General features: G+C 71.4%; 16 protein-coding genes, 1 pseudogene and 1 riboswitch. Of the genes and pseudogenes, 6 read left to right on the forward strand and 11 right to left on the reverse strand.

The window, feature by feature from the left end; all coding sequences use genetic code 11:
* Positions 1-213: 213 nt before the first annotated feature.
* Complete coding sequence (locus tag AB5T46_RS17000) at positions 214-1,179, reverse strand: peptidoglycan DD-metalloendopeptidase family protein (RefSeq protein ID WP_370565245.1); 966 nt, start codon at positions 1,177-1,179, stop codon at positions 214-216.
* A 4-nt stretch (positions 1,180-1,183) separates the two neighbouring features.
* On the reverse strand, positions 1,184-2,293 hold the full coding sequence (locus tag AB5T46_RS17005) for a phytase (protein WP_370565246.1): 1,110 nt from the start codon (positions 2,291-2,293) through the stop codon (positions 1,184-1,186).
* Positions 2,294-2,420: 127 nt separating this feature from the next.
* A riboswitch (SAM riboswitch) is annotated at positions 2,421-2,548 on the forward strand.
* Between the two features lie 84 nt (positions 2,549-2,632).
* Here AB5T46_RS17005 and metX point away from each other — a divergent pair.
* The 3 genes from metX to AB5T46_RS17020 are packed head-to-tail and all read left to right on the forward strand — an operon-like array spanning position 2,633 to position 6,050.
* Positions 2,633-3,673, forward strand: coding sequence for a homoserine O-succinyltransferase MetX (gene metX / locus AB5T46_RS17010; protein ID WP_370565248.1), 1,041 nt, complete (start codon positions 2,633-2,635; stop codon positions 3,671-3,673).
* Positions 3,670-4,944: an O-succinylhomoserine (thiol)-lyase gene (locus AB5T46_RS17015; protein ID WP_370565249.1), complete on the forward strand. Its 1,275-nt coding sequence runs from the start codon at positions 3,670-3,672 to the stop codon at positions 4,942-4,944. The genes metX and AB5T46_RS17015 overlap by 4 nt, the downstream gene beginning before the upstream one ends.
* On the forward strand, positions 4,941-6,050 hold the full coding sequence (locus AB5T46_RS17020) for a homoserine dehydrogenase family protein (RefSeq protein ID WP_370565250.1): 1,110 nt from the start codon (positions 4,941-4,943) through the stop codon (positions 6,048-6,050). The genes AB5T46_RS17015 and AB5T46_RS17020 overlap by 4 nt, the downstream gene beginning before the upstream one ends.
* 64 nt (positions 6,051-6,114) lie before the next feature.
* Here AB5T46_RS17020 and AB5T46_RS17025 read toward each other — a convergent pair whose 3' ends face one another.
* The 4 genes from AB5T46_RS17025 to AB5T46_RS17040 form a co-directional block, all read right to left on the reverse strand.
* On the reverse strand, positions 6,115-6,627 hold the full coding sequence (locus AB5T46_RS17025; protein ID WP_370565281.1) for an O-acetyl-ADP-ribose deacetylase: 513 nt from the start codon (positions 6,625-6,627) through the stop codon (positions 6,115-6,117).
* 18 nt (positions 6,628-6,645) lie between these two features.
* Positions 6,646-7,650 (reverse strand): alpha/beta fold hydrolase, encoded by a 1,005-nt coding sequence (locus AB5T46_RS17030; protein ID WP_370565251.1) that lies wholly within the window; start codon positions 7,648-7,650, stop codon positions 6,646-6,648.
* A gap of 234 nt (positions 7,651-7,884) precedes the next feature.
* Positions 7,885-9,942, reverse strand: a complete 2,058-nt coding sequence (locus AB5T46_RS17035; protein ID WP_370565252.1) for a glycosyl hydrolase family 18 protein — start codon at positions 9,940-9,942, stop codon at positions 7,885-7,887.
* Positions 9,943-10,498: 556 nt separating this feature from the next.
* Positions 10,499-11,881 carry an L-serine ammonia-lyase gene (locus AB5T46_RS17040; protein WP_370565253.1) on the reverse strand — a complete coding sequence of 461 codons (1,383 nt, stop codon included), beginning with the start codon at positions 11,879-11,881 and terminating at the stop codon, positions 10,499-10,501.
* Positions 11,882-11,924: 43 nt separating this feature from the next.
* Between AB5T46_RS17040 and AB5T46_RS17045 the strand changes: the two are divergent.
* Positions 11,925-12,149: pseudogene (locus AB5T46_RS17045) on the forward strand (glutaredoxin family protein); the annotation flags it as partial.
* 424 nt (positions 12,150-12,573) lie between these two features.
* Here AB5T46_RS17045 and AB5T46_RS17050 read toward each other — a convergent pair.
* From AB5T46_RS17050 to AB5T46_RS17060, 3 genes are read right to left on the reverse strand one after another with little or no spacing between them, the layout of a single operon-like run.
* Positions 12,574-13,122 carry a YceI family protein gene (locus tag AB5T46_RS17050; protein WP_370565255.1) on the reverse strand — a complete coding sequence of 183 codons (549 nt, stop codon included), beginning with the start codon at positions 13,120-13,122 and terminating at the stop codon, positions 12,574-12,576.
* Entirely contained in the window at positions 13,115-13,732 is a 618-nt protein-coding gene (locus tag AB5T46_RS17055) for a cytochrome b (protein WP_370565256.1), read from the reverse strand. Before AB5T46_RS17055 ends, AB5T46_RS17050 begins: the two co-directional genes overlap by 8 nt.
* Complete coding sequence (locus AB5T46_RS17060) at positions 13,729-14,448, reverse strand: YceI family protein (protein WP_370565257.1); 720 nt, start codon at positions 14,446-14,448, stop codon at positions 13,729-13,731. The genes AB5T46_RS17055 and AB5T46_RS17060 overlap by 4 nt, the downstream gene beginning before the upstream one ends.
* A 133-nt stretch (positions 14,449-14,581) precedes the next feature.
* Between AB5T46_RS17060 and AB5T46_RS17065 the strand changes: the two genes are divergently transcribed.
* Positions 14,582-18,121 carry a sensor histidine kinase gene (locus AB5T46_RS17065; RefSeq protein ID WP_370565258.1) on the forward strand — a complete coding sequence of 1,180 codons (3,540 nt, stop codon included), beginning with the start codon at positions 14,582-14,584 and terminating at the stop codon, positions 18,119-18,121.
* 84 nt (positions 18,122-18,205) lie between these two features.
* Complete coding sequence (locus AB5T46_RS17070; protein WP_370565259.1) at positions 18,206-21,754, forward strand: hybrid sensor histidine kinase/response regulator; 3,549 nt, start codon at positions 18,206-18,208, stop codon at positions 21,752-21,754.
* A 138-nt stretch (positions 21,755-21,892) separates the two neighbouring features.
* Here the strand turns inward: AB5T46_RS17070 and hemE are convergent, their stop codons facing one another.
* Both hemE and AB5T46_RS17080 read right to left on the reverse strand, forming a co-directional pair.
* On the reverse strand, positions 21,893-22,966 hold the full coding sequence (gene hemE / locus AB5T46_RS17075) for a uroporphyrinogen decarboxylase (RefSeq protein ID WP_370565260.1): 1,074 nt from the start codon (positions 22,964-22,966) through the stop codon (positions 21,893-21,895).
* Positions 22,967-23,040: 74 nt separating this feature from the next.
* Positions 23,041-23,298 carry a WGR domain-containing protein gene (locus tag AB5T46_RS17080; protein WP_370565261.1) on the reverse strand — a complete coding sequence of 86 codons (258 nt, stop codon included), beginning with the start codon at positions 23,296-23,298 and terminating at the stop codon, positions 23,041-23,043.
* Positions 23,299-23,483: the final 185 nt, after the last annotated feature.

Raw genomic sequence — 23,483 nt, forward strand, 5'->3', positions numbered from 1 at the left:
GACGTGTCGTGGGGATCGCGGAGAGCTGCACAGGGATGTGCAGCGGCCCTGAGTCCGGCCATGGATGGCCGGACCGAAGGGCGGAGCAATCCCCGCGGCGCGGCTCACGCCCTGCGCGCTATACCGAAGTCGCTCTTGATCAGGGGTGCGCGGGCTTCGGAGCCAACTGCGCTCGGGCCGGAACAAGATGGAAGAAGGAACTGTTTGACGCAGCTATTCAGTGACGTCACCCGTGGCGACGGGGCTTTGCATCGTCGCGGCGGAAGGAACTGCCTGGCGCGGATCTCGGAAGCGCAGGATCCCGCGCGGGCCGAACATGCGGAACGGGATCGACTGCAGGCGCATGCCGCGGTTGACCTGCACCACGAAGTGCAGGTGCGGTCCGCTGCTGAAGCCGGTGTTACCGGACAGCGCGATGCGCTGGCCGCGGCGCACGTGCTCGCCGGCGCGCACGAACACGCGGTCGGCGTCGAGGTGCGCATACACCGCCATGCTGCCGTCGTCGTGCAGGATCCGCACGAAGTTGGCGCGGGTGTCGTAGCGGTCCTCGGTGCCGGCGTCGCGGAATCCGGATTCGACCTGCATCACCGCGCCGTCGCGCGCAGCCAGCACCGGGGTGCCGACGTCCACCGCGAAATCGACCGCGTGCCGGTTCTCGATGTCGGCGTGGCTGAAGGCGCCGCCCCAGCCCTGCTCGACGTACAGCTGCCGGGTCTGCAGCGGCCAGGCGTATTCGACATCCCGCGGGCGCGCGCTGGGGTGGCCGGGCACCGCCTCCAGGCGCAGCTCGGCACGGCCGGACGCGTCGCCGGCGATCCGGGCGACCAGCGTGCTGTCGCGCGCAGGGACGGTGGCGCGGGCCGGCAATGCCGGTTCCGACTGCGGTCGTGCATCACCGGTGGCGTGCAGCATCACCTCGATCGGACCGTCGAGCGGGTTGTCGGCCCAGGCGAGGACGACGCCTTCGCGCTGCTCCAGTCGCAGCCGCGCGACCGGACCGGGCGCGACTTCCATGGGTACGACCGTGATCCCGGGGTCGCGGACGTCCTCGCCGACGCGGTCGCCGTAGTGCACCACGCCGTCGGCGCCGACCCAGCGATAGACCCGCGCGGCCTGCGCGGATGTCGCCGTCAACAGCGCCGCGAACAGCAGCGCGGCCGGGTGTGCGCGCGGGCGCATCGGGTCAGCGCAGGCAGCCGGGGTCGAGCTGCAGCGCCTGCACCACATCCTGCAGGTCGAACGCGGTCACGGCGCGATCGTCGTGCACCGCGTACAGCGCGCCGGCGGGAAACCGCGGCGTGGCCGCGGCATGCAGGGCGATGCCGTCGGTGTTCGCGGTCAGGCGACCGCTGAAGCTGCCGCGCGGGGCGAGATCGGCGCGATCGAAGACGTGGAAGGTGGTCAGCGGCGTGAGCTGGTCGACCGCGATCCAGTAGCCGTCGTCGGCGCGGCAGGACCACAGCGCCATGCCCTCGGCCTCGCCGACGAAGCTGTCGTCCGGAAGGCTGATGCCGGTGTAGCGGCCGTCGAGCGTGTACTCGCGCAGGGTCGAGACGTTGCGGCGGTCCTCATCGGCGATCAGCAGGCGGTCGTGCAGCGGATCGCCGGCGATCGACTCGACCATGCGCAGCGCGCCGCGCTCGCCGGTATCGCCGAACGCGCCCAGGTACTCGGCCTCGAACGTCCCGTCGTCGTCGAACTGCAGGCGGTATCGTCGAACCCGCTGGTCGAGTTCCTCGCGCGGGGGCACCACGTCGAAGCGCTCGCCGTACATGAAGCTGTCGGTGATGTAGGCCTGCAGTTCGCCGGGCGCCGCCTCGTGCAGCCACAGGCCGTAGGGGCTGCGAAGCTGCTGCTCGCCGAAGCTGCCGAGCGGGCGGAAGTCCGGAAGCCGCAGCACCTGCGCACGCGGCACGTCGCGTTCGACCACGAACGCCCGGTCACCATAGACCAGCAGCCCGTTCGGGCGGGTGAACTCGCCCAGCGCCTTGCCCTTGCCGCCGACGGTGCGCAGGCGCTCGCCGCTGTCGCCGTCGAACAGGACCAGCCGATGGCTCGACTTGGCGGTGGCGATCACCCAGGTGGCGCCGTCCGGATGGGCCCAGGTGGTCAGCGAGTCGAGCTCGTCGGCGTGATTCTCCTCCGTGACGAAGACCTCCCCGACGGTGACCGCGTCGCGGGCCGTGCCGATGACGCGCTCGTCTGACTCCGGCTGTGGCGAAGGCGCGAGGGTGGCGCAGGCGGCAAGCAGGCTGCAGGAAAGCAGCAGGGCGAGGCGGCGGACGGTCGGCATCGCGGAAGTATGGCGGAGCGGTGCGCGAAACGGGCGTGCCGGATGTGGTGCGACTGTCACAGAAATTTCATCTCTCAATCCGCATGAAGCGATTGACATTGCGGAAAACCGCTGGCAACCTGCGATCTATCCATCGAGACCGGCGGAGGGACAGGCCCTTTGATGCCGGGGCAACCTCACCCGGAGCCGCATTGCGGCTCCGGGTGAAAGGTGCCAAGTCCTGCGGGGACCTGAGCGTCCACCGGAAGATGGTTGCGAACCGCCTCCCCCACGGCGGGCGCAATTCCGCCGACCGGCTCCCTGCAGGCATCGATGGCTCCTCCACTTCCGGAAGGCGCCATGAGCCTGGTCGAACCCGCGGTCTCCACCCCCGAACCCCTGCAACGTTTTCCCGTGTCGGCCGAACCCGCCGCGCCGGCGGGCGATGCCGTGCGCGGCAGCGTCGAGGTCGAACTCGCGTTGCGCCATGCCGGTTCGCAGCGGGTGCGCCTGGCCTGGGAGATCCAGGGCGCGGCCGAAGCGCCGGTGGTCCTGGTCGCCGGCGGCATCTCGGCGCATCGCCACGTCGCCTCCAGCGCCACCTTTCCGGAACGGGGCTGGGTGCAGGGCCTGGCCGCGGCCGGGCGCGCGCTCGATCCGGCGCATTGCCGCATCCTCGCCTTCGACTACGTCGGCGCCGACGGCCGCCTCGATGCGCCGATCGACACCGCCGACCAGGCCGATGCGGTCGCCGTGCTGCTCGACGCGCTGCGGATTCCCCGCCTGCAGGCGTTCGTCGGCTACTCGTATGGGGCGCTGGTCGGGTTGCAACTGGCGGCACGTCATCCGAGGCGTCTCGAGCGCTTGGTCGCGGTCAGCGGTGCGCACCGGGCCCATCCTTACGCTGCCGCCTGGCGCGCGCTGCAACGGCGCGCGGTCGCGCTCGGGCAGCTGCAGTGCGCCGACCTGCAGGGGCTGTCGCTGGCGCGGCAGTTCGCGATGCTGAGCTACCGCACCGAGGAAGAATTCGGCGAGCGCTTCGACGCGCCGCCGGAGATCGTCAACGGCCGCGTGCGCGTGGCCGCCGAGGACTACCTCGACGCGGCCGGTGCGCAGTACGTGGCGCGCACCCCCGTGACCGCGTGGCTGCGGCTGTCCGAATCGATCGACCTGCATCGCATCGACCCCGCCGCGGTGCGCGTGCCGACCACCGTGGTCGCCGTGGAAGGCGACCGCCTGGTGCCGCTGTCCGATTCGGTGGCGCTGGTGGAGGGGCTGGGCCGGCGCGGCCGGCTGCGCGTGCTGCGCTCGCCCTACGGCCACGACGCATTCCTGAAAGAAACCGACCGCATCGACGCGCTGCTGCGATCGGCGCTGCACAACGAAGGAGACGCCGCATGAGCATCATCGAAGACACCGCTCCCGCAAACGCCTGTCCGGGCGCCGCTACCCGCGCGGTGCGCGCCGGCATCGATCGCGATCCGGCCTGGGGCGCGGTGACGCCGCCGCTGGTGCTGTCGTCGAATTTCAGCTTCGCCGGCTTCGCGGCCAAGCGCGAATACGACTACACCCGCAGCGGCAATCCCACCAGAGACCTGCTCGGCGACGCGCTGGCCGAGCTCGAGGGCGGCGCCGGCGGCGTGATCACCTCGACCGGGATGTCGGCGATCACCCTGCTGCTGCATGCGCTGCTGCAGCCTGGCGATCGCCTGGTGGTGCCGCACGATGCCTATGGCGGCAGCTGGCGGCTGTTCGATGCGCTTTCGCGCAAGGGCCATTTCGAGCTGGTCACCGCCGACCTGACCGATCCGCGCGCGTTCGCCGACGCACTGGCGCAGGCGCCGAAGCTGGTGCTGGTCGAGACGCCCTCCAACCCGCTGCTGCGGATCACCGACCTGCGTTTCGTGATCGACGCCGCGCACCGCGCCGGGGCGCTGGTCGCGGTCGACAACACCTTCCTGTCGCCGGCGCTGCAGAATCCGATCGCCGCGTTCGGCGCCGATGCGGTGCTGCACTCGACCACCAAGTACATCAACGGCCACAGCGACGTGGTCGGCGGCGCGCTGGTGGCGGCGACGCCGGAGCTGCACGAGCAGTTCGCCTGGTGGGCCAATGCGCTCGGCATCACCGGCGCGCCGTTCGACAGCTTCCTCACCCTGCGCGGGTTGCGGACGCTGGACGCGCGGCTGCGCGTGCACCAGGAGAACACCGCCGCGATCGCCGCCCAGCTCGACGCGCATCCCGCGGTCGCGCGCGTGTACTGGCCGGGCCTGGCGTCGCACCCGGGTCACGCGGTCGCGGCGCGGCAGCAGAAGGGCTTCGGCGCGATGCTGAGCCTCGAGCTCGCCGGCGACGGCAGCGCCGCGCAGGGACACGCCATGCAGGGGCAGGCCGTGCAGGAGCAGGCGGTACGCGCCTTCGTCGACGGGCTGCAGTGCTTCACGCTGGCCGAATCGCTCGGCGGCGTGGAAAGCCTGATCGCGCATCCGGCGACCATGACCCATGCGGCGATGACGCCGGAAGCGCGGGCGCAGGCGGGCATCTCCGACGGGCTGCTGCGGCTGTCGGTGGGGATCGAGGCGGTCGAGGACCTGCAGGCCGACCTGTCCGCGGCGCTGGTGCGCGCCGAAGCCGCGCAGCGCAGTGCCACGCGCAAACGGGTGGATGCATGAGCACGGTCGTCAGCCTGCCGTTGCCGGCGCGGCGCGGTGCGCGTTCGCCGGTGCAGCGGCCTGCGCCGCGGCTGGCGTTGCTCGGCACCGGCACCGTCGGCAGTGCCTTCGTCGCTCGCTGCGAGCGCCTGCGCGCGCAGGGCATGGCATTGCCTGCGTTCGCCTGGCTGTCGAATTCGCGCGTGCTGGTGAATGGCGAGGGCGATCCGCGACGTGCGGTCGAGGAGGCGCGGGCGGCGCCCGCGCGCGCCGGCGGGCGGCCGCCGTGGGTGGAGAACGAAGGCCTGCGCAGCGACGACATCGTCATCGACGCCACCGCCAGCGACGGCGTCGCCGGCTGGCACAGCGAGTGGCTGGCGCGCGGCATCCATATGGTCACCGCCAACAAGCTCGGCAACGGCGCCGATCTCGCCCGCGCCCAGGCCATCGCCGCGGCGCAGCGCGAGCGCCCTGGCGTGCACTACGGCGACAGCGCCACCGTCGGCGCCGGGCTGCCGCTGCTGCGCAGCATCCGCGAGCTAGTCGCCGGCGGCGACCGCATCCGCATGATCGAAGGCGTGCTTTCGGGATCGCTGGCCTGGCTGTTCGACCGCTACGACGGGTCGCGCGCGTTCTCGGAACTGGTGCGCGAGGCGCGCGACGCCGGCTTCACCGAGCCGGACCCGCGCGACGACCTGGGCGGCGAGGACGTGCGCCGCAAGCTGCTGATCCTGGCGCGCGCCGCCGGCGTGCCGCTGGAGCCGCATGCGGTGCAGGTCGAGTCGCTGCTGCCCGAGGCGCTGGCGCAGGCCACACCCGCGCAGGTGGACGAACGGCTCGTCCTGCTCGACGCCGACCTCGCCGAACGCCGGCGCCAGGCCTGTGCCGACGGCGCGCAGTTGCGGTTCGTCGGCCGTTTCGACGACGACGGCATCAGCGTCGGGCTGCGCGCGCTGCCCGACGCGCATCCGCTGTGCGCCGGCCGTGGGACCGACAACCTGGTCGCGATCGGGAGCTGCCGCTATCGCGAGCAGCCGCTGGTGATCCGCGGCCCCGGCGCCGGTGCCGAGGTCACCGCGGCGGCTTTGCTCGATGACGTGCTGCGCATCGCGCGCGCAGCGGCGTGACCTCCGTCGTTCGCAGCGCGGAGCGCGCTCCGTCGCGATTTCGGCCGCGGCGCGCGCGACCGGCTCATTCCGCCTGCAACAGGCGCTGGTAGATCCGCAGGTCTCCCGGCGAAAAGCAGCAGAACACCACGCGCTCGATACCGTCCAGGCGCGTCGTGGTCTCGCGCACGGTCGTCACCGCGAGATTCACCGCGGCATCGGCCGGATAGCCGTAGATGCCGGTACTGATGCACGGGAAGGCCATGCTGCGCAGTCCATGGGCGTCCGCCACTTCCAGCGAGCGCCGATAGCACGAGGCCAACAGCTCCGGTTCGCGGCTGTCGCCGCCGCGCCAGACCGGGCCAACGGTGTGGATGACATGGCGGGCCGGCAACCGATAGCCGCCGGTGAGCTTGGCGTCGCCGGTGTCGCAGCCGTCGAGCGTGCGGCATTCGGCCAGCAGCTCCGGACCGGCCGCGCGGTGGATCGCGCCGTCCACGCCGCCGCCGCCGAGCAGCGACGTGCTGGCGGCGTTGACGATGGCGTCGAGCCGCAGCGTGGTGATGTCGGCCTGCAGGGCCTCGAGCGCGGCGGCCATCGTCATGCCTCCATTCCCTCAGCGCGCCTCCAGCGCCTGCAGCAGCGCAGCGTTGAAGCGCGCCGGCGCCTCCACCTGCGGTGAATGGCCGAGATCGTCGAACTCGACCAGGCGCGCCCCCGGGATGGCCGCGGCAGCGCGCTTGCCGAGGGCGGGATAGTCGCCCAGCCGCGCCGCGAGCTCCGGCGGCGCGCGGTCCCTGCCGATGGCGGTGCGGTCGCGCTGGCCGACGAACAGCGTCGTCGGCACGCGGATGCCGCCGAACTCGTGCACCACCGGCTGGTTGAACACCATGTCCGAGGCCAGCGCCTGGTTCCATGCCACCTGCTGCTTGCCAGGCCCGGCGTACATGCCGGCCAGCATCTCGACCCAGCGTTCGTACGCCGGCTTCCACCGGCCGCTGTAGTACACCTCGCGCTGGTAGCGCTTGATCGAATCGAAATCGGTTTTCAGCTCGCCGGCGTACCAGGCGTCGACGTCCCGCCAGGGCGCGCCCTCGGCCTTCCAGTCCTCCAGCCCGATCGGATTGACCAGCAGCAGCCGCTCGACCGCGTCCGGATACTGCAGCGCGTAGCGCGCGGCCAGCATGCCGCCCATGGAGTGGCCGACGACCGCGGCGCGTTCGATTCCGAGCGACGCCAGCAGCGCCTGCGTGTTCGCCGCCAGCTGCGCGAACGAGAATTGGTAGCGCTCCGGCTTGTCCGACTTGCAGAAGCCGATCTGGTCCGGCGCGATGACGCGGTAGCCGGCGCCGGTCAGCGTCTCGATCGCCGATTCCCAGGTGGCGGCGCAGAAGTTCTTGCCGTGCAGGAGTACCACGCTGCGGCCGTTCGCTTCGCCCCGCGGGGCCACATCGAGATAGGCCATCGACAGCGATTGCCGTTGCGAATCGAGGTCGTATCGCCGGACCGGGTGCGGATAGTCGAAGCCTTCCAGCTGCGGGCCGTAGGTCGGCCGCTCCGCGGCCGACACGGACAGGGCCGTGCCTGCGGCAAGGAGTGCAATGACGAGGAATCGGCGCATCGGAAGTCCGTGGAGGCGGGAGACGTCACGATCCTAGCGCGATGCATCTCCTGCGGCATCATGGGCAGCCGTTGCATGTGGGAGCGACGAAACGAGCGTAGCGAGTTAACGGCGAAGCCGGCTCGAAGAGCGAGCCGCGGAGCGGTGAGTCAAGTCGCGACTCGCGGCGACATCGCAGGCGCCGGCCATGCGGCCGGCGCCCGTCCGATCATCGGATGCGTTTGGCGGGACGGGTTACTCCAGCCCGTCGCCGATCGCGTCCACCAGCGAACCCTGCGCGTCGTCGCCGCTGAACTCCCAGAAGAACGCGCCGCCCAGGCCCTGCACCTTCACGTACTCCATCTTCTCGGCGACCATCGCCGGGGTGTCGTACGACCAGAAGGTGTTGCCGTCGTACTTCCAGGTGGCGCGCGCCTGCGGATCGGTGTGCACGCTGCCGGGCCGGTCCTTGAGTACCTTGTAGTCCTCAATGCCGGCCTCGTAGGTGCCAGGCGCGGCGCTGCCGCCTTGGTACAGGCCGTTGTCGGCGCCGGCCACGCCGGTCCAGCCGCGACCGTAGAAGCCGATGCCCAGGTTGAGCTTGGACGCCGGCACCCCGCGGTCGAGGAAGGCCTGGATCGCGTCGTTGCTGTTGTACCGCGCCTGATCGCCGGTGGACGGGTCGTTCGGCGAGTCGAACAGCGCCGAGTGGTGGTTGGTCTGCGGATCCCAGGCGCCATGGAAGTCGTAGGTCATGACGTTGATGAAATCCAGGTACGGGTGGTACTGGTCCGGGTCGGTGACGCGAATCTTGTCGATGCCCGCGCCGACCGCCACGGTGAGCAGCAGCCCCGGACGCACCGCATCGAGCTGGCGGCGGAATTCGGCCAGCAGGGCGGTGAAGTTGGCGCGGTCCTCCGGCGTCCCGCAGCTCAGCCCGCAGGCGACCGGGTACTCCCAGTCGATGTCGATGCCGTCGAACACGCCCGCCGCCGCGCCCGGACCGCCGGCGCCGTCGGTGACCGGCAGGTTGCCGTGGATGTAGGCGTCGATGCAGGAGGCGACGAAGGCTTCGCGGTTTTCCGGTCGCGCCGCCGCGGAGAATCCGCGCGACCAGGTCCAGCCGCCGAGCGAGATCAGCACCTTCAGCCCGGGATGCCTGGCCTTGAGCTTTTTCAGCTGGTTCCAGTTGCCGCGTAGCGGCTGGTCCCAGGTGTCGCCGACGTCGTCGACGCTCTGCGCCGCGCCGAACGACTTGGTGTAGTCGGCGAAGGCATCGCCGCCGGCGCCGGTGTTGGGATTCGAGGGCTGGGTGACGCCGACCTCGCAGCGGTTGTTGCGAACGTTGCCGAACGCATAGTTGATGTGCGTCAACCTGGCGGCCGAGCCGCTGGTGTCGATGTCCTTCACCTGGTAGTTGCGGCCGTAGATGCCCCACTGGGTGAAATAGCCGATCACGTGCTTGCCGCCGCCTCCGCCGCCGGGCAACGTGCCGGCGCTGATCTGCGGGCTCAGTCCGGAAGGGTTGCCGGCGTGATCGCGGGCGCGCACCCGGTAGGCGTAGGTGCTATCGGCCGTCAACGCGCTGTCGGTATAGCCGGTGGTCGCCGGCGATCCGACCAGCGTGCCATCGCGGTAGACGTCGTAACCCGCCACGCCGCTGCCGCCGGCGTTGTCGGTCGACGCGTCCCAGGCGAGGGTGATGCTGCTCGCGGTCTGGCTGGGCGAACGCAGGCCGGTCGGGACGCTCGGCGGGGTGTCGTCGTCGACGGGCAGGTCGGTGACGGTGATCGAAACGGTTGCCGAGGCGGTGCTGTCGCCGTCGTCGTCGGTGGCCACGGCGCCGAGCGCGTAGTTGCCGGCCGCAACGCCCTGCCAGTCGATGCCGTAGGGCGCGGTGGTGTCGATCCCCAGCGACGCCTGGCCGTTGAAGAACTCGACCTGGCCGATGCTGCCGTCGCCGTCCGTCGCATCGGCGGCCAGGGCGATCGTGCCGCCTGCCGTGAAACTCGCGCCGCTGGCCGGCGCGGTCAGCGACACCGACGGCGGCTGGTTCTCGCCGCCGCCGGTCCCGCAGGCGCCCAGGTCCTGATACCAGCCGCAGGACGGGCAATGGGTCGGCGGTGCGTTCCAGATCGGAACCAGGGCCTGGTAGAGCCGGTTCTCGTAGACCAGCCGGTCTCCCGGATCGTAGACCGTGGCGGCGTTCCAGGCCGGAACCCCGGCGCAGCTCGCGCTCTGTGCCTGGACAGGTGCGATCCACGCGGACGCGAGCAGGAAACACAGCAGCAGTTTTGCGTGCTTGCGATACATGACGGACTCTCCTTGGATTCGGCGCCTCGATGAAGGCGAAGGATCGGACGGTCGCCAGCGGTCATCCCGCAGCTGAAAGCAGCGGGGCGACCGCAGACGCCGGTCGTCCGTCACTGCATGCAGGTTGTCCGACGGATCGGTGGTGCAGCCTGGTGGGGGAGGCGTTGGCAGGGCCGATGCGGAGGTCGCGTTCCGCCTGCATCGGAAACCGGGTGCAGACGGCGCGCACGAATAAGGTGGCTGCGCAGACGGTCGTGCCCGATGACATCGTTGTCAAAGGGAAATTGTGCGATGTGAGAGGAGAATCACACATGTCGGTGACAACGATGACTCCCGCCACGCACGCGGGTCGGGACGAGTCCGTGCGGGGCGCGAAACACGCCAGGAGAAGGACGCGACGTGTCTCGTGCGGAGGCAAGTGCGGTCAGGCGGGACTCTGCGGCGGTCCGTGCGGCGTTGCGCACGGACGTGGCCGGGACAGGATCGGTCCGGCTGCGGCGAAATCGGTCGGCAGCCCGCCATGCCGGGCAGGATCAGCGCATGTACGGGCGGACGATCAGCACTCGATGACGTTGACCGCCAGCCCGCCGCGCGAGGTTTCCTTGTACTTGTCGCGCATGTCGCGGCCGGTGTCGCGCATGGTCTTGATCACCTTGTCGAGGCTGACCTTGTGCTTGCCGTCGCCGCGCAGCGCCATGCGCGAGGCGTTGATCGCCTTCACCGATCCCATCGCGTTGCGTTCGATGCACGGGATCTGCACCAGGCCGCCGATCGGGTCGCAGGTCAGCCCCAGGTTGTGCTCCATGCCGATCTCGGCGGCGTTCTCGATCTGGCTCGGGTCGCCGCCGAGCGCGGCGGTCAGGCCGGCCGCCGCCATCGAGCAGGCGACGCCGACCTCGCCCTGGCAGCCGACCTCGGCGCCGGAGATCGAGGCGTTCTCCTTGTACAGGATCCCGACCGCGGCCGCGGTGAGCAGGAAGTCGAACACGCCCTGTTCGTCGGACTTGGGACAGAAGCGGTCGTAGTAGTGCAGCACCGCGGGCATGATGCCGGCCGCGCCATTGGTCGGCGCGGTCACCACGCGGCCGCCGGCGGCGTTTTCCTCATTGACCGCCAGCGCGTACAGGTTGACCCAGTCGAGCACGCTCAGCGGATCGCGCATCGCCGCTTCCGGGCGCGAGGACAGTTCGCCGTACAGGATCGGCGCGCGCCGGGTCACGTGCAGGCCGCCGGGCAGGGTGCCGGTCTGGCGGATGCCGCGCTGCACGCTGGACTGCATCGCGGCCCAGAGCTCGCGCAGGCCGTCGCGGATCTCGTCGGCGCTGCGCCAGCACTGTTCGTTGGCGAACATCAGCTGTGCGATGGTGAGGCCGTTGTCGCGGGCGCGCCGCAGCAGTTCGTCGCCGCTGGAGAACGGATACGGCACCTGGGTGGTGTCGGCGACGATGCGGTCCTCGGCGGCCTCGTCCTGGTTGACCACGAAGCCGCCGCCGACCGAGTAGTAGTCGCGGCTGGCGATCTCGTTGCCGTCGGCGTCGAAGGCGGCGAAGCGCATGCCGTTGGTGTGGTAGGGCAGCTTCTGCCGCTTGTTCATCACCAGGTCGCGCTTTTCCTCGAACGCGATCTCGTGCTCGCCGTGCAGGCGGATGCGCCCGCTGCCGCGGATGCGCTCGAGCGCGCCGGGAATGACGTCCGGATCGATCCGGTTCGGCAGCTGGCCCTCCAGCCCCATCATCACCGCCTTGTCGGTGCCGTGGCCGCGCCCGGTCAGCGCCAGCGAGCCGAACACCTCGGCACGCACCCGCGCCACGTCGCGCAGGTGGCCGGCCTCCACCAGCCAGCGCTCGACGAAACGCGCAGCGGCGCGCATCGGCCCCACCGTGTGCGAGGAGCTCGGCCCGATGCCGATCTTGTAGAGGTCGAAGGTGCTGACGGCCATCGGGCTATTCTACGCGCCCGCCCGCACGCTCCCTGTCCGCCGCATGTCCAGCCTGATCCTGTACCAGCGCGACGACTGCCACCTGTGCGACCTGGCGCTGGCCGAACTGGCGGCGGCACGCGTGCCGGAGTTCGACAGCGTCTTCATCGACGGCGACGCCGGGCTCGAGGCGCGTTACGGCGAGCGGGTGCCGGTGCTGCGCGATGCGCGCCGCGGCACGGAACTGGACTGGCCGTTCGACAGCGATGCGGTGCGTCGCTGGCTGTCGCCGCTGCTGGTCGCCGCCGTGTTGCCGTGGACGGCCGTGGCGGCGCATGCCGGCGAGGCCGATCTCAACCTGGCCAAGGCGACGGCGCCGCAAACGGAGGCGGGGGCGTGGCTCGGACGGCCGTTGCCGGAGGTGCTGGACGCGGGCGCGGTGGAGCGCGTCGTCCTGACCCGCGCGATCACCAGCGCGCCCGGCGATCTCGACCTGGCCAACGTGCGCCGCTTCCTGGCGGCGGCGGCAGGGGCCGGGCACGCGGGGCGCCGCCTGCGTCCGGCGCTGCTGCGCATCGGCAGCGAGAACGCGACCTGGGAAGGACTGCTGCTGATGCGCTCGGGCGCCATCTACGGCTTCGCCATCGCCGACGACGAGCTGTGCCTGCACGGCGCGCGCGGCGAACGCGCCTGCTGGGATCTCGCTTAGGGCGTCATTCCGCCGGTTGGAACACCACCTTGGTGCTGATCGCGATCGCGTCCGGGATCACCGAGGTGTCCTCCCAGTCGCCGCTGCCGACGCCGAACTCGAGCCGGTTCACCGTGGCCCTGCCGGTCAGCACCGGCTGCTCGCCCGGCGTCCAGGTGAAGGTCAGGGTGACCGGCCGGCCGACGCCGCGCAGGCTCAGGGTGCCGTCGGCGGCGTAGCGGCCGTCGTCGAGCGCGCGGAAGGTATCCGCGCTGTAGCGCGCCTGCGCGAACTTCACGCTGTCGAAGAACGTGGGGCCGCGCAGTTCGCCGTCGTAGTCGGCGTTGCCGGTGGTCGCGCTCGCCAGCGGGATGACGACATCGAGCCTCGCATCGGCGAGATCGTCCGGATCGAACGCGAAGGTGGTGCGGAAGCCCGGGAAGCGGCCGCTGAAGACCTCGCCCTGGTAGGTGCCGGCGAAGACCAGGCTCGAACCCGGCGCCTGCACGTAGTCGGCGGCGAGCGCCGGCGCGCTGAACAGGAGAGCGGCGGCGAGCAGGAGGGCGTTACGCATCACGAGGATCCTTGGGAGTGGAGGCAGGGGGCGTGGAGACAGGGTCGATGGCATCGGTGCGCAGCCAGCCGCGCGGCAGCATCCGCGCCAGGGTGGCGTCGCGCTGGAACAGATGGTGGTAGAAGGCGGCCGCCGCGTGTACCAGCGCCACCGTGACCAGCAGCCAGAACAGCCATGCGTGCGCGGCGACGGCCGCTTCGCGCAGCGCTTCGTCCTTGCCCGCGAGCGGCGGCAGGTTGAACAGACCGAACCACTGCAGCGGATATCCGGCGGCGGAATTGAACAGCCAGCCGCTGAGCGGGATCGCGAACAGCAGCGCGTACAGCAGCCAGTGCGTGAATGCGGCGGCGCGCTCCTGCCATCGGGGCATGCCCGGCACCGGGCGCGGCGCCCCGGTGAACAGGCGCCAGAGCAGCCGCAGCGCCACGAGCGCCAGGATGGTGAGGCCGAACGACTTGTGCAGCGCGTAGATGCGGATCTTGTCCGGACTGTTGAGCATGTCGACCATCAGCAGCCCCACCGTCCCCTGGCCGAGGATCAGCAGCACGATCAGCCAGTGCAGCAGCTGGCTGACGCCGCCCCAGCGGTGTTCGCTGTTCTTCCAGCTCATGGATTCGGGTCCGGTTCGGGTTCGGGCGGTGGCGGCAGCGGCAGGTCGCCGGGCGACACCGGCACTACGGTCGCACCGGGGGCCGCCGCGGGCGGGGGCATGGCGCGCCCGGAGCCGCCGCGGATACGCGTCGCCTCGGCCTCGATCCGCAGCTCGACCGTATCTCCGATCATCGACCGCCACGCGTCGATGCCGAACTCGGCACGGCTGAGGGTGGTGGTCGCCGAGAAGCCGACGGTGCGGCGGAACGGCGGCATCGGGTGGCGCTTGAGCGCGTTGAACGTGACCTCGAGGGTGGCCGGCCGCGTCACCCCGGCCAGGGTGAGGCTGCCGTGGACGGCGGCGCGGTCGGCGTCCAGCGGCTCGACGCGTTCGGAGACGAACCATGCCGCCGGGTAGCGCTCGGCGTCCAGCAGGCCGCGCGCGAGCACGGCGCGGTTCCAGCGTTCGTCGCCCAGGTCGAGCGCGGCGATCGGCACCAGCGCCTCGAGCCGTGCGCTGGTCCAGTCGTGGGGATCGAACAGCAGCGTGCCCCGGCTGCCCGACACGGTGCCGACGGCCCTGGAGAACCCGGCATGATCGACCGCGAACACCACCCGCGTATGTACCGGGTCGAGCGCGTAGGCCTGCGCCTGCGCGCGGACATGGCCGCCGCAGGCGAGGCCGGCGAGCAGTACGAGCGCTGGAACGGGCAGGCGTGGCGCGGATCGCGACATGATCGGCCATACAATGGAGGTGCCACGATTCTAGGCCACGCGGACGCGCGGATGCCGCCGCGACGTGCTTGCGCCGGCAACGCAGCGTTGCGAGGATTCATCTGGCTGCGCAGGGACAGCGGGGAGACTGGACATGGAGATCAAGCCGGTGTTGCCGGGGTTGCTGGCGCTGTTGCTCGCGCTGCCGGCCGCGGCCAGCGTGCCGGAGACGCCGCGGTTCCGCGCCGTCGGCGTCGCCGAAGGGCTGCCTTCGACCGACATCCTCGGGCTCGCCCGCGACCGCACCGGCTATCTCTGGATCGCGACCGCGGACGGACTGGCGCGCTATGACGGCAGCGGCACGCGGGTCTGGCGCCACGATCCGGACGATCCGGATTCGCTCGGCGAGAGCTTCGTGCAGGCGGTCCACGTCGACGGCCGCGATCGGGTGTGGGTGGCGACCGGCGAGTTCGGCATCAGCATGCTCGACCGCGACAGCGGCGGCTTTCGCCACTATCGCAAGGCGACCGATCCGCGGATCGACAGCGACAACGTGTTCTCGCTGACCCATCGCGGCGACGAGATCTGGTTCGGCACCTACGAAGGCAGCCTGCACCGGTTGTCGCCGGATGGCGCCATCACCGTGTTCGCGCACGATCCGGACGATCCGGCGAGCCTGCCGCCGGGCCTCGTGTTCGCGCTGGCCGCCGACGACGCCGGACGGTTGTGGATCGGCAGCTTCGGCGGCCTGGCGAAGTTCGAGGACGGAAAGATCCAGCGGATCGCCCTGCCGGGCGGGCAGCCGGCGCCGCGGATCTTCTCGATTACCGTGATCGGCCCGGAGCTCTGGATCGGCACCGCGGCCGGCGTGTTCGTCGGCGACGGCGACGGCGACTGGCGGCAGCCGCCATGGTCGTCGATGTTCGAACATCCCAACGCGGTCATGGCGATCGCGCGCGACGTCGACGGCGGCTTGTGGATCGCCAGCCAGCGCAGTCTCTGGCGCGGGCTGCCCGGGCAGGCGCCCAGGCCGGTCGCGCTCGGATCGGCCATGAAGCAGCAGGTCCTGCACGCACTGGTGCTGCAGGACGATGGCGCGCTGTGGGTGCCGATGCCCGGGATCGGGTTGGGCTACCTGCGTTCGGACTGGCGCCAGGTGGCGCAGTTCAGGGGCGAGGAGAACGGCCTGTCGGACGACATCTATCGCGCCGTGGCCGCGGCGGGCGACGGTGGCGTGTGGCTGGGCGGGCACAACGGCGCGCTCAACTGGCTCGGCGTCGACGGCACCGTCGAACGCTTCGAGCAGGCCATCGACGACGCGCTCGCCGGCCGCCGCATCTATGCCGCGGCCGAGGATCGGATCGGCAATCTCTGGCTCGGCTTGTCCAACGGCCTGCTGCGGATCACCGGCGCCGGCGCGGTCGATGGCTGGCGCGCCGACGACGCGCGGGCGCCGACCCTGCCCGGCTGGACCGATCATCTCCGCATCGCGCCCGACGGCAGCGTATGGGCGTCGATGCAGGGCGCGGGCGTGCAGCAGCGCGATCCGGCCAGCGGCGCGGTGCTGACGAATATCCCGGCGCGCCCAGAGACGGGCCTGAACACCGGCGACATCGAGGACCTGGCGATCGCGCCGGACGGCGGCGTGTGGGTGGCGGGGCACGAAGGCCTCTCGCGCCTGGATCCGGAGCGGGCGGTGTTCACGCTGGTGGAAGCGACCCGCGGCGGACGCGTGTTCGCGCTCGCGTTCGAAAGCGCGGACGCGTTGTGGCTGCAGCGCATGGAGGGACTGGCGCGCTACCAGCGCGATGACGACGGCTGGCGGCTGACCGCGCGCGTCGGCGCCGCCGAAGGGGTGCCGGCGATCGGCGCCAGCGCGCTGCGGGTCGACGGCCGCGGGCGGGTCTGGCTGTCGACGCTGCGCGGGCTGTATCGCTGGGATCCGCAGGCGCGCACGCTGCGCCACTACGGCGTCCAGAACGGCTTCAGCAGCCAGGAGTTCGTCGATCGCGCGCTGGCGCTGAGCGAGCGCGACATGCTGGTGGCCGCCGCCGCGGACGGCAGCGTGATCATGATCGACACCGAGGCGCCGGATCCGTCGCCGTCGTCGCCGACCCTGGACTTCGACGCTTTCGAAGTACGGCGCGAGGGCCGCTGGCAGGCGGTCGCGCAGTCCGACCGCATCGAACTGGCCAGCGATCAGCGCGAGTTCCGCATCAAGACGCGCCTGCTGGCCTACGACGACCCGTTGGCGAACCGCTACTGGTCGAAGCTCGACGGCATCGACAGCGACTGGGTGTCGCAGGGTGCGAGCGGCGAGCGGGTGTTCGCGGGATTGCCGGCCGGGGACTACCTGCTGCACCTGCGGGGGCTCGCCGCCGGCGGCGCGCTGGCGCCCGGGCGGCAACTGCGGATCCTGGTGCATCCGCCGTGGTGGAAGACGCCGTGGGCGCTGGCGCTGTTCGTGGCGGCGAGCCTGCTGCTGGCGTGGTGGGCGGCGGCGGCGTACCGCACGCGGCTGCGGCGGCGCAACGCCTGGCAGCTGGTGCAGCACAAGCGCGAGCTGGCCGAGCAGGCGTCGGAGGCGAAGACGCGTTTCCTGGCGACGCTGGGGCACGAGGTGCGTACGCCGATGACCGGGGTGCTGGGGATGAGCGAGCTGCTGCTGGAGACGGCGCTGGACGGGCGCCAGCGCGGCTACACCGAGTCGATCCGGCGCGCCGGCGAGCACCTGATGCGGCTGGTGAACGACGCCCTGGACCTGGCGCGGATCGAGGCCGGCAAGCTGCAGCTGGACCCGCAGCCGTTCGACCTGCGCGGGCTGCTGGACGACGTGAGCGGGCTGATGGCGCCGCTGGCGCGGCAGCGCGGCCTGGACTACCGGGAGCAGGTGGTGCGGGGGGTGCCGCAGTGGGTGCGCGGCGACGCCGGCCGTGTCCGGCAGATCCTGCTGAACCTGCTGGGCAATGCGATCAAGTTCACCGAGCAGGGGCAGGTGGGGCTGCGGGTGGAGCCGGGGGAAGGTTTGGTGCGGTTCGTGGTGTCGGATACCGGCCCGGGCCTGAACGCGGAGCAGAAGCAGCGGTTGTTCCGGCGATTCGAGCAGGCGGAGGGGGCGCGCACGGCGGCGCGCTACGGCGGCAGCGGGTTGGGGCTGGCGATCTGCCAGGAGCTGGCGGCGGCGATGGAGGGGCGGATCGAGGTGGACAGCGCGCCGGGGGAGGGCACGCGGTTCACGGTGGCGCTGCCGCTGCCGCCGGTGACCGCGGTCCCCGGCACCTCTCACGCACAGGCGTCGCGGACGACCACGGGTCGCCGCCTGCTGCTGGTCGAGGACGACCCGACCGTCGCCGAGGTCATCGCCGACCTGCTGCGCATGCACGACCACCGGGTCACCGCGGTCGCGCATGGCCTGGCGGCGCTGACGGAGGTCGCACGCGACGATTTCGACCTGGCGCTGCTGGACCTGGACCTGCCGGGCATCGACGGCCTGGCGCTGGCGCGGCAGTTGCGCGCACAGGGCTTCGAGCGGCCGTTGGTCGCGGTCACCGCACGTGCCGACGCCGAGGCCGAGCCGCTGGCGCGCGCCGCCGGCTTCGATGCCTTCCTGCGCAAGCCGGTCACCGGGACGATGCTCGCCACGGCGATCGAGGTGGCGCTGGATCAGCGCGATGCGCCGGTGTCCGCGGCGTGAGCGGTCCGAATCGCATGCATTGCCTGCAGCCCTGATTCCGGCGAACCTGCGTGTCCGGGAAGCGGTGAGGGGTTCGTGGGGAACATGACGGGTCTGCGTGATCTCGGCGTCGGTTGCCTGGCGCTGCTGCTGTGGCTGGTGCCGCTGGTCGCCGCCGCGGCCCTGCCCGATACGCCGCGGCCGCGGCAGTTCACCGTCGCCGACGGGCTGCCCTCGAACCGCATCAACGCGCTGGTGGAGGACCGCCACGGCTACCTGTGGATCGCCACAAGCGACGGCCTGGCCCGCTACGATGGCACCGGTTTCCGCATCTGGCGCGAGGAGCAGGGACTGCCCGACAACTTCGTCTGGTCGCTGGCGCTGGACGCCGCGGGCCGGCTCTGGATCGGCACCATGTACGGCGGACTGGCGGTGTACGAGCCGGAGGAGGATCGCTTCCGCTACATCAACCGCGCCAACACCCCCGGATTGGGCAATGGCGAGATCTGGTCACTGGCGGTGATGCCCGACGGCACCGCCTGGATCGGCACCGCGACCGGCGGGCTGCATCGCCTGACGCCGGACGGTCGCATGACGCGCTTCATGCCGCGCCAGGGCGACGACCGCAGCCTGCCGGGCGAAGGCGTGATCGCGCTGGCGGCCGCGCCCGACGGCACGCTGTGGGTCGGTACGACCGGCGGCGTGGCGCGCTGGACCGGCAGCGGATTCGAACGCCTGGCGAACGACGGCCCTGCCGCCGGCCGCGTCAACCATCTCCATGTCGACGACGACGGCACGCTATGGGTCGGTACGCCCGCCGGCGTGGTAGTGCGGCATGCCGACGGGCATCTGTCGCCGGCGCCGTGGGATGCGGCCGATCCCGATCTGCGGGTGTTTCAGGTGTTGTTGCACGATTCGCGCGGCGACTGCTGGCTGGACGTGCCGAAGGGGCTCGGCCACGTCAGCGCCGGCCGGGTGAGCAACGTGCCGCTCTACAGCGAGACGGCGCAGGGCCTGGTGCGGCCGCAATGGACCGCAGCCCACGAGGATCGGGAGGGCGGCGTCTGGCTGGTGAGCAACAGCCACGGCCTGTGGTACCAGCCGGCCCACTGGAGCCAGTTCGCGGTGCTGAGCCGGCGACTCGACGATCCGGACACGCTGGCAAACGCCCACGTGCGTGCGATCGCGGCGGCGTCCGATGGCGGCATGTGGCTGGTCGGGTCGGGCGGCGTGCTGGACTGGTTCGATCCGGAAAGCGGTGCGATCCGGCATGTCATGACCGACGTGGGCCAGGGCATGTTCCTCGGCGGCGTGCACGAGGATCGCCACGGCAGGGTATGGGTCGGCTGGCGCGGCGGGCTGGCGCGGATCGAACCGCGGACCCGGCGCATCCGCCGCTGGAGCAGTCGCCAGCCGGCGGATGCCGCGCGCGGCGAGGCGCAATTCTTCGTCGAGACCGGTGATGGCCTGCTGTGGCTGGCGTTCGAAAGCGGCGTGGTACAGGCGCGCGATGCGGAAGGCCGGGTGCGGCGCGAATACCTGCCCGGTGCCGACGACGGCCTGGAACCGGGCGAGATCATCAGGCACATGCGCCTGGGACCGGACGGCGCCCCCTGGCTCGCCACCACGTTGGGCTTGAAACGCCTGCTGCCGGCGGACGGGCGCTGGGCGCCGGTGCCGGGCGCCGGTTCCGACGTCCGCACCGACTTGGCGGTGCTCGATGCGGAACGCGTCTGGCTGTCCGGGGTCGGCACCCTGCAGCGGTGCCGCTGGGACGGCCGGGCGCTGGATTGCGAGCCGGGGCTGGGCCCGGACGATGGCCTGCCGCGCTTGATGTTCGGCGGCATGGCGGTCGATGCGGACGGCATCGCGTGGCTGACCAGCGTCCGCGGACTGGTGCGCGTGGATCCGGAGGCGCGCGCGGTGCGCATCTTCAGCGCCTGGGACGGGCTGCCGGGGCAGGAGTTCGTGCATTCGCCGGTCGCCTGGCCGGTCGATGGCCGCATCCTGGCCGCCACCCCCGACGGGCTGGTGGTGTTCGATCCGGCCCGCATGTCCATCTCCGGAGGCACCCCCAGCCTGGTCATCGAGCGTATCGACGTGCGCGGGCGCGACGGGGCGGTCCGGTTCGCGCCGGAGCGGCCGTTCGCGATCGACCACGACGATCGCGACCTGCGGGTGGTTGCACGGTTGCTGTCGTTCCGCAACACCGCCGCCAACGTCTATGCGTTCCGGCTCGATGGCCACGACGAGGACTGGGTGGAGGCGGCCGCGACCGGGGAGCGGATCTTTTCGCAGCTGGCGCCGGGCCGCTATACGTTGCAGGTGCGGGCACGGAATGCCGACAACATCTGGTCGCGGACGCACGAACTGTCGTTCGAGGTGAGGCCGCCATGGTGGAAGACGCCGTGGGCGCTGGCGCTGTTCGTGGCGGCGGGCCTGCTGCTGGCGTGGTGGGCGGCGACGGCGTACCGCACGCGGCTGCGGCGGCGCAACGCCTGGCAGCTGGTGCAGCACAAGCGCGAGCTGGCCGAGCAGGCGTCGGAGGCGAAGACGCGTTTCCTGGCGACGCTGGGGCACGAGGTGCGTACGCCGATGACCGGGGTGCTGGGGATGAGCGAGCTGCTGCTGGAGACGGCGCTGGACGGGCGCCAGCGCGGCTACACCGAGTCGATCCGGCGCGCCGGCGAGCACCTGATGCGGCTGGTGAACGACGCCCTGGACCTGGCGCGGATCGAGGCCGGCAAGCTGCAGCTGGACCCGCAGCCGTTCGACCTGCGCGGGCTGCTGGACGACGTGAGCGGGCTGATGGCGCCGCTGGCGCGGCAGCGCGGCCTGGACTACCGGGAGCAGGTGGTGCGGGGGGTGCCGCAGTGGGTGCGCGGCGACGCCGGCCGTGTCCGGCAGATCCTGCTGAACCTGCTGGGCAATGCGATCAAGTTCACCGAGCAGGGGCAGGTGGGGCTGCGGGTGGAGCCGGGGGAAGGTTTGGTGCGGTTCGTGGTGTCGGATACCGGCCCGGGCCTGAACGCGGAGCAGAAGCAGCGGTTGTTCCGGCGATTCGAGCAGGCGGAGGGGGCGCGCACGGCGGCGCGCTACGGCGGCAGCGGGTTGGGGCTGGCGATCTGCCAGGAGCTGGCGGCGGCGATGGAGGGGCGGATCGAGGTGGACAGCGCGCCGGGGGAGGGCACGCGGTTCACGGTGGAGTTGCCGCTGCCGCCGGCGACGGCGCGTGCCGCAACCGCACCGGAGGCGACATGTGCGCCCCAGGGATGCGAGCTGCTGCTGGTCGAGGACGACGCCATCGTCGCCGAGGTGATCGGCGGACTGCTGCGCCTGCAGGGCCATCGGGTGACCCATGCCGTCCATGGCCTGGCGGCCCTGGCCGAAGTGGCCGCCGGCGATTTCGACCTGGCGCTGCTGGACCTGGACCTGCCGGGCATCGACGGCCTGGCGCTGGCGCGGCAGTTACGCGCGCAGGGCTTCGAACGGCCGTTGATCGCGGTCACCGCGCGCGCCGACGCCGAGGCCGAGCCGCTGGCGCGCGCCGCCGGCTTCGATGCCTTCCTGCGCAAGCCGGTCACCGGCGAGGCGCTCGCGGCGACCATTCGCGAGATGCTCGATCTGCGGGATCGCCGGGAGACTCCAGGGTAGTCGAAGCGCTTGCCGAAGCCCGGTGGCCCCCTTGTGGGAGCGACGGAAGTCGCGACGGGCCGCCCGCGGAGTCGCGACTTCCCGGCGGCGGCATGCCACCGCCATTGGCGCGAAAGCGCCGCGCCCGCAGGTTCGGGTTCAGCGCGCGCTGTGGGTATGCACCGCGTCGACCAGCACCGCCACGTGCTCCGGGTCCATGTCCGGCGACATGCCGTGGCCGAGATTGAAGACATGGCCCTCGCGCGAGCCGCCGTTGCCGGCGGCGTAGGCGTCCAGCACCACGGCGACCTCGCGGCGGATCGCCTCGGGCGATCCGTACACGACTGCGGGATCGAGATTGCCCTGCAGCGCGACCTTGCCGCCGGTACGACGCGCGGCTTCTTCCAGGCCGACCAGCCAGTCCACGCCGACGCCCTCGGCGCCGGAGTCCGCCAGCGCTTCCAGGTGGGCGGCGTTGCCCTTGCCGAACAGGATCAGCGGCGTGCGCTGGGCGTCGTCGCCGCGCTCGAGTTCGCGGGCGATCCGGGTCAGGTACGGCAGCGAGAACTCCCGGTACATCGCCGGCGACAGCACCCCGCCCCAGGTATCGAACACCTGCAGCGCCTGTGCGCCGGCCGCCCGTTGCGCGGCGAGATACGCGATCACCGCGTCGGTGTTGACCGACAGCAGCGCGTGCAGCGCCTGCGGCTCGTTCAGGGCCATCGCCTTGATGCGGCCGAAGTCCTTGCTGCCGCCGCCCTCGACCATGTAGCAGGCCAGCGTCCACGGGCTGCCGGAGAAGCCGATCAGCGGAACATTGCCGTCGAGTTCGCGGCGGACGGTGCGCACCGCGTCCATCACGTAGCGCAGTTCGGTCTCCATGTCCGGCACGCCGAGCTTCGCGATCGCCGCGGCGTCGCGCACCGGGTGCCGGAACTTCGGCCCCTCGCCCTCGACGAAGTACAGCGCCAGGCCCATCGCATCGGGAATGGTGAGGATGTCGGAGAACAGGATCGCGGCGTCGAGCGGGAACCGGCGCAGCGGCTGCAGGGTGATCTCGCAGGCGATCTCGGGGTTCTTGGCCATCGCCAGGAAGCTGCCGGCCTTGCGGCGGGTCTCGCGGTACTCCGGTAGGTAGCGCCCGGCCTGGCGCATCAGCCAGACCGGGGTGCGGTCGACGGGTTCGCGGCGCAGCGCGCGCAACAGGCGTTCGTTCTTCAGCGGTGCGGACAAGACGGTTTTCCTCGGGTCAAGGCGTGCCGCCGGACGCGTGCCGGGGCGCCGCGGGCGACGGGACGGGCAGGGAATCAGGGTTTCGGCGCGTCGGCGCCCTTGGCATAGACCAGGCGATAGCCGCGCTTGAGTTGCGTATCGCGCGCCTGCTCCAGCGCGGCCGCCGCGCTGGCCTGGTCCAGGAACTGCTCGCGCCGCAGCTGGCTGCGGCCGCCGATCTGCCCGGACTCGCGGATCAGCGTCCAGCCGCCCAGCAGGTCCGGCTGCAGCATCAGCTGCACGAAGCGCGGGGCTTCGTGACCTTCGGCGGGTTGTTGCAGCAGCAGGCGCATGGGCGCAATTGTAAGGTGCCCGGCGTGCGCTGCGTCGTCATGAAGGTCTTCCCCTCGTAGGAGCGCGTCATGCGCGCGATGCCGCGCCAAGCAGTCCTATCCGCTGCAGTGAAGAATGGGCCGTCGCCACGGGCGGTGTCAGTGAAATAGCCCGCACCTCGCGCCAACGGGTGAGGTTTTGGTCC

It is taken from the genome of Luteimonas salinilitoris (genome assembly GCF_041300785.1).
Classification (GTDB): Bacteria; Pseudomonadota; Gammaproteobacteria; order Xanthomonadales; family Xanthomonadaceae; genus Luteimonas; species Luteimonas salinilitoris.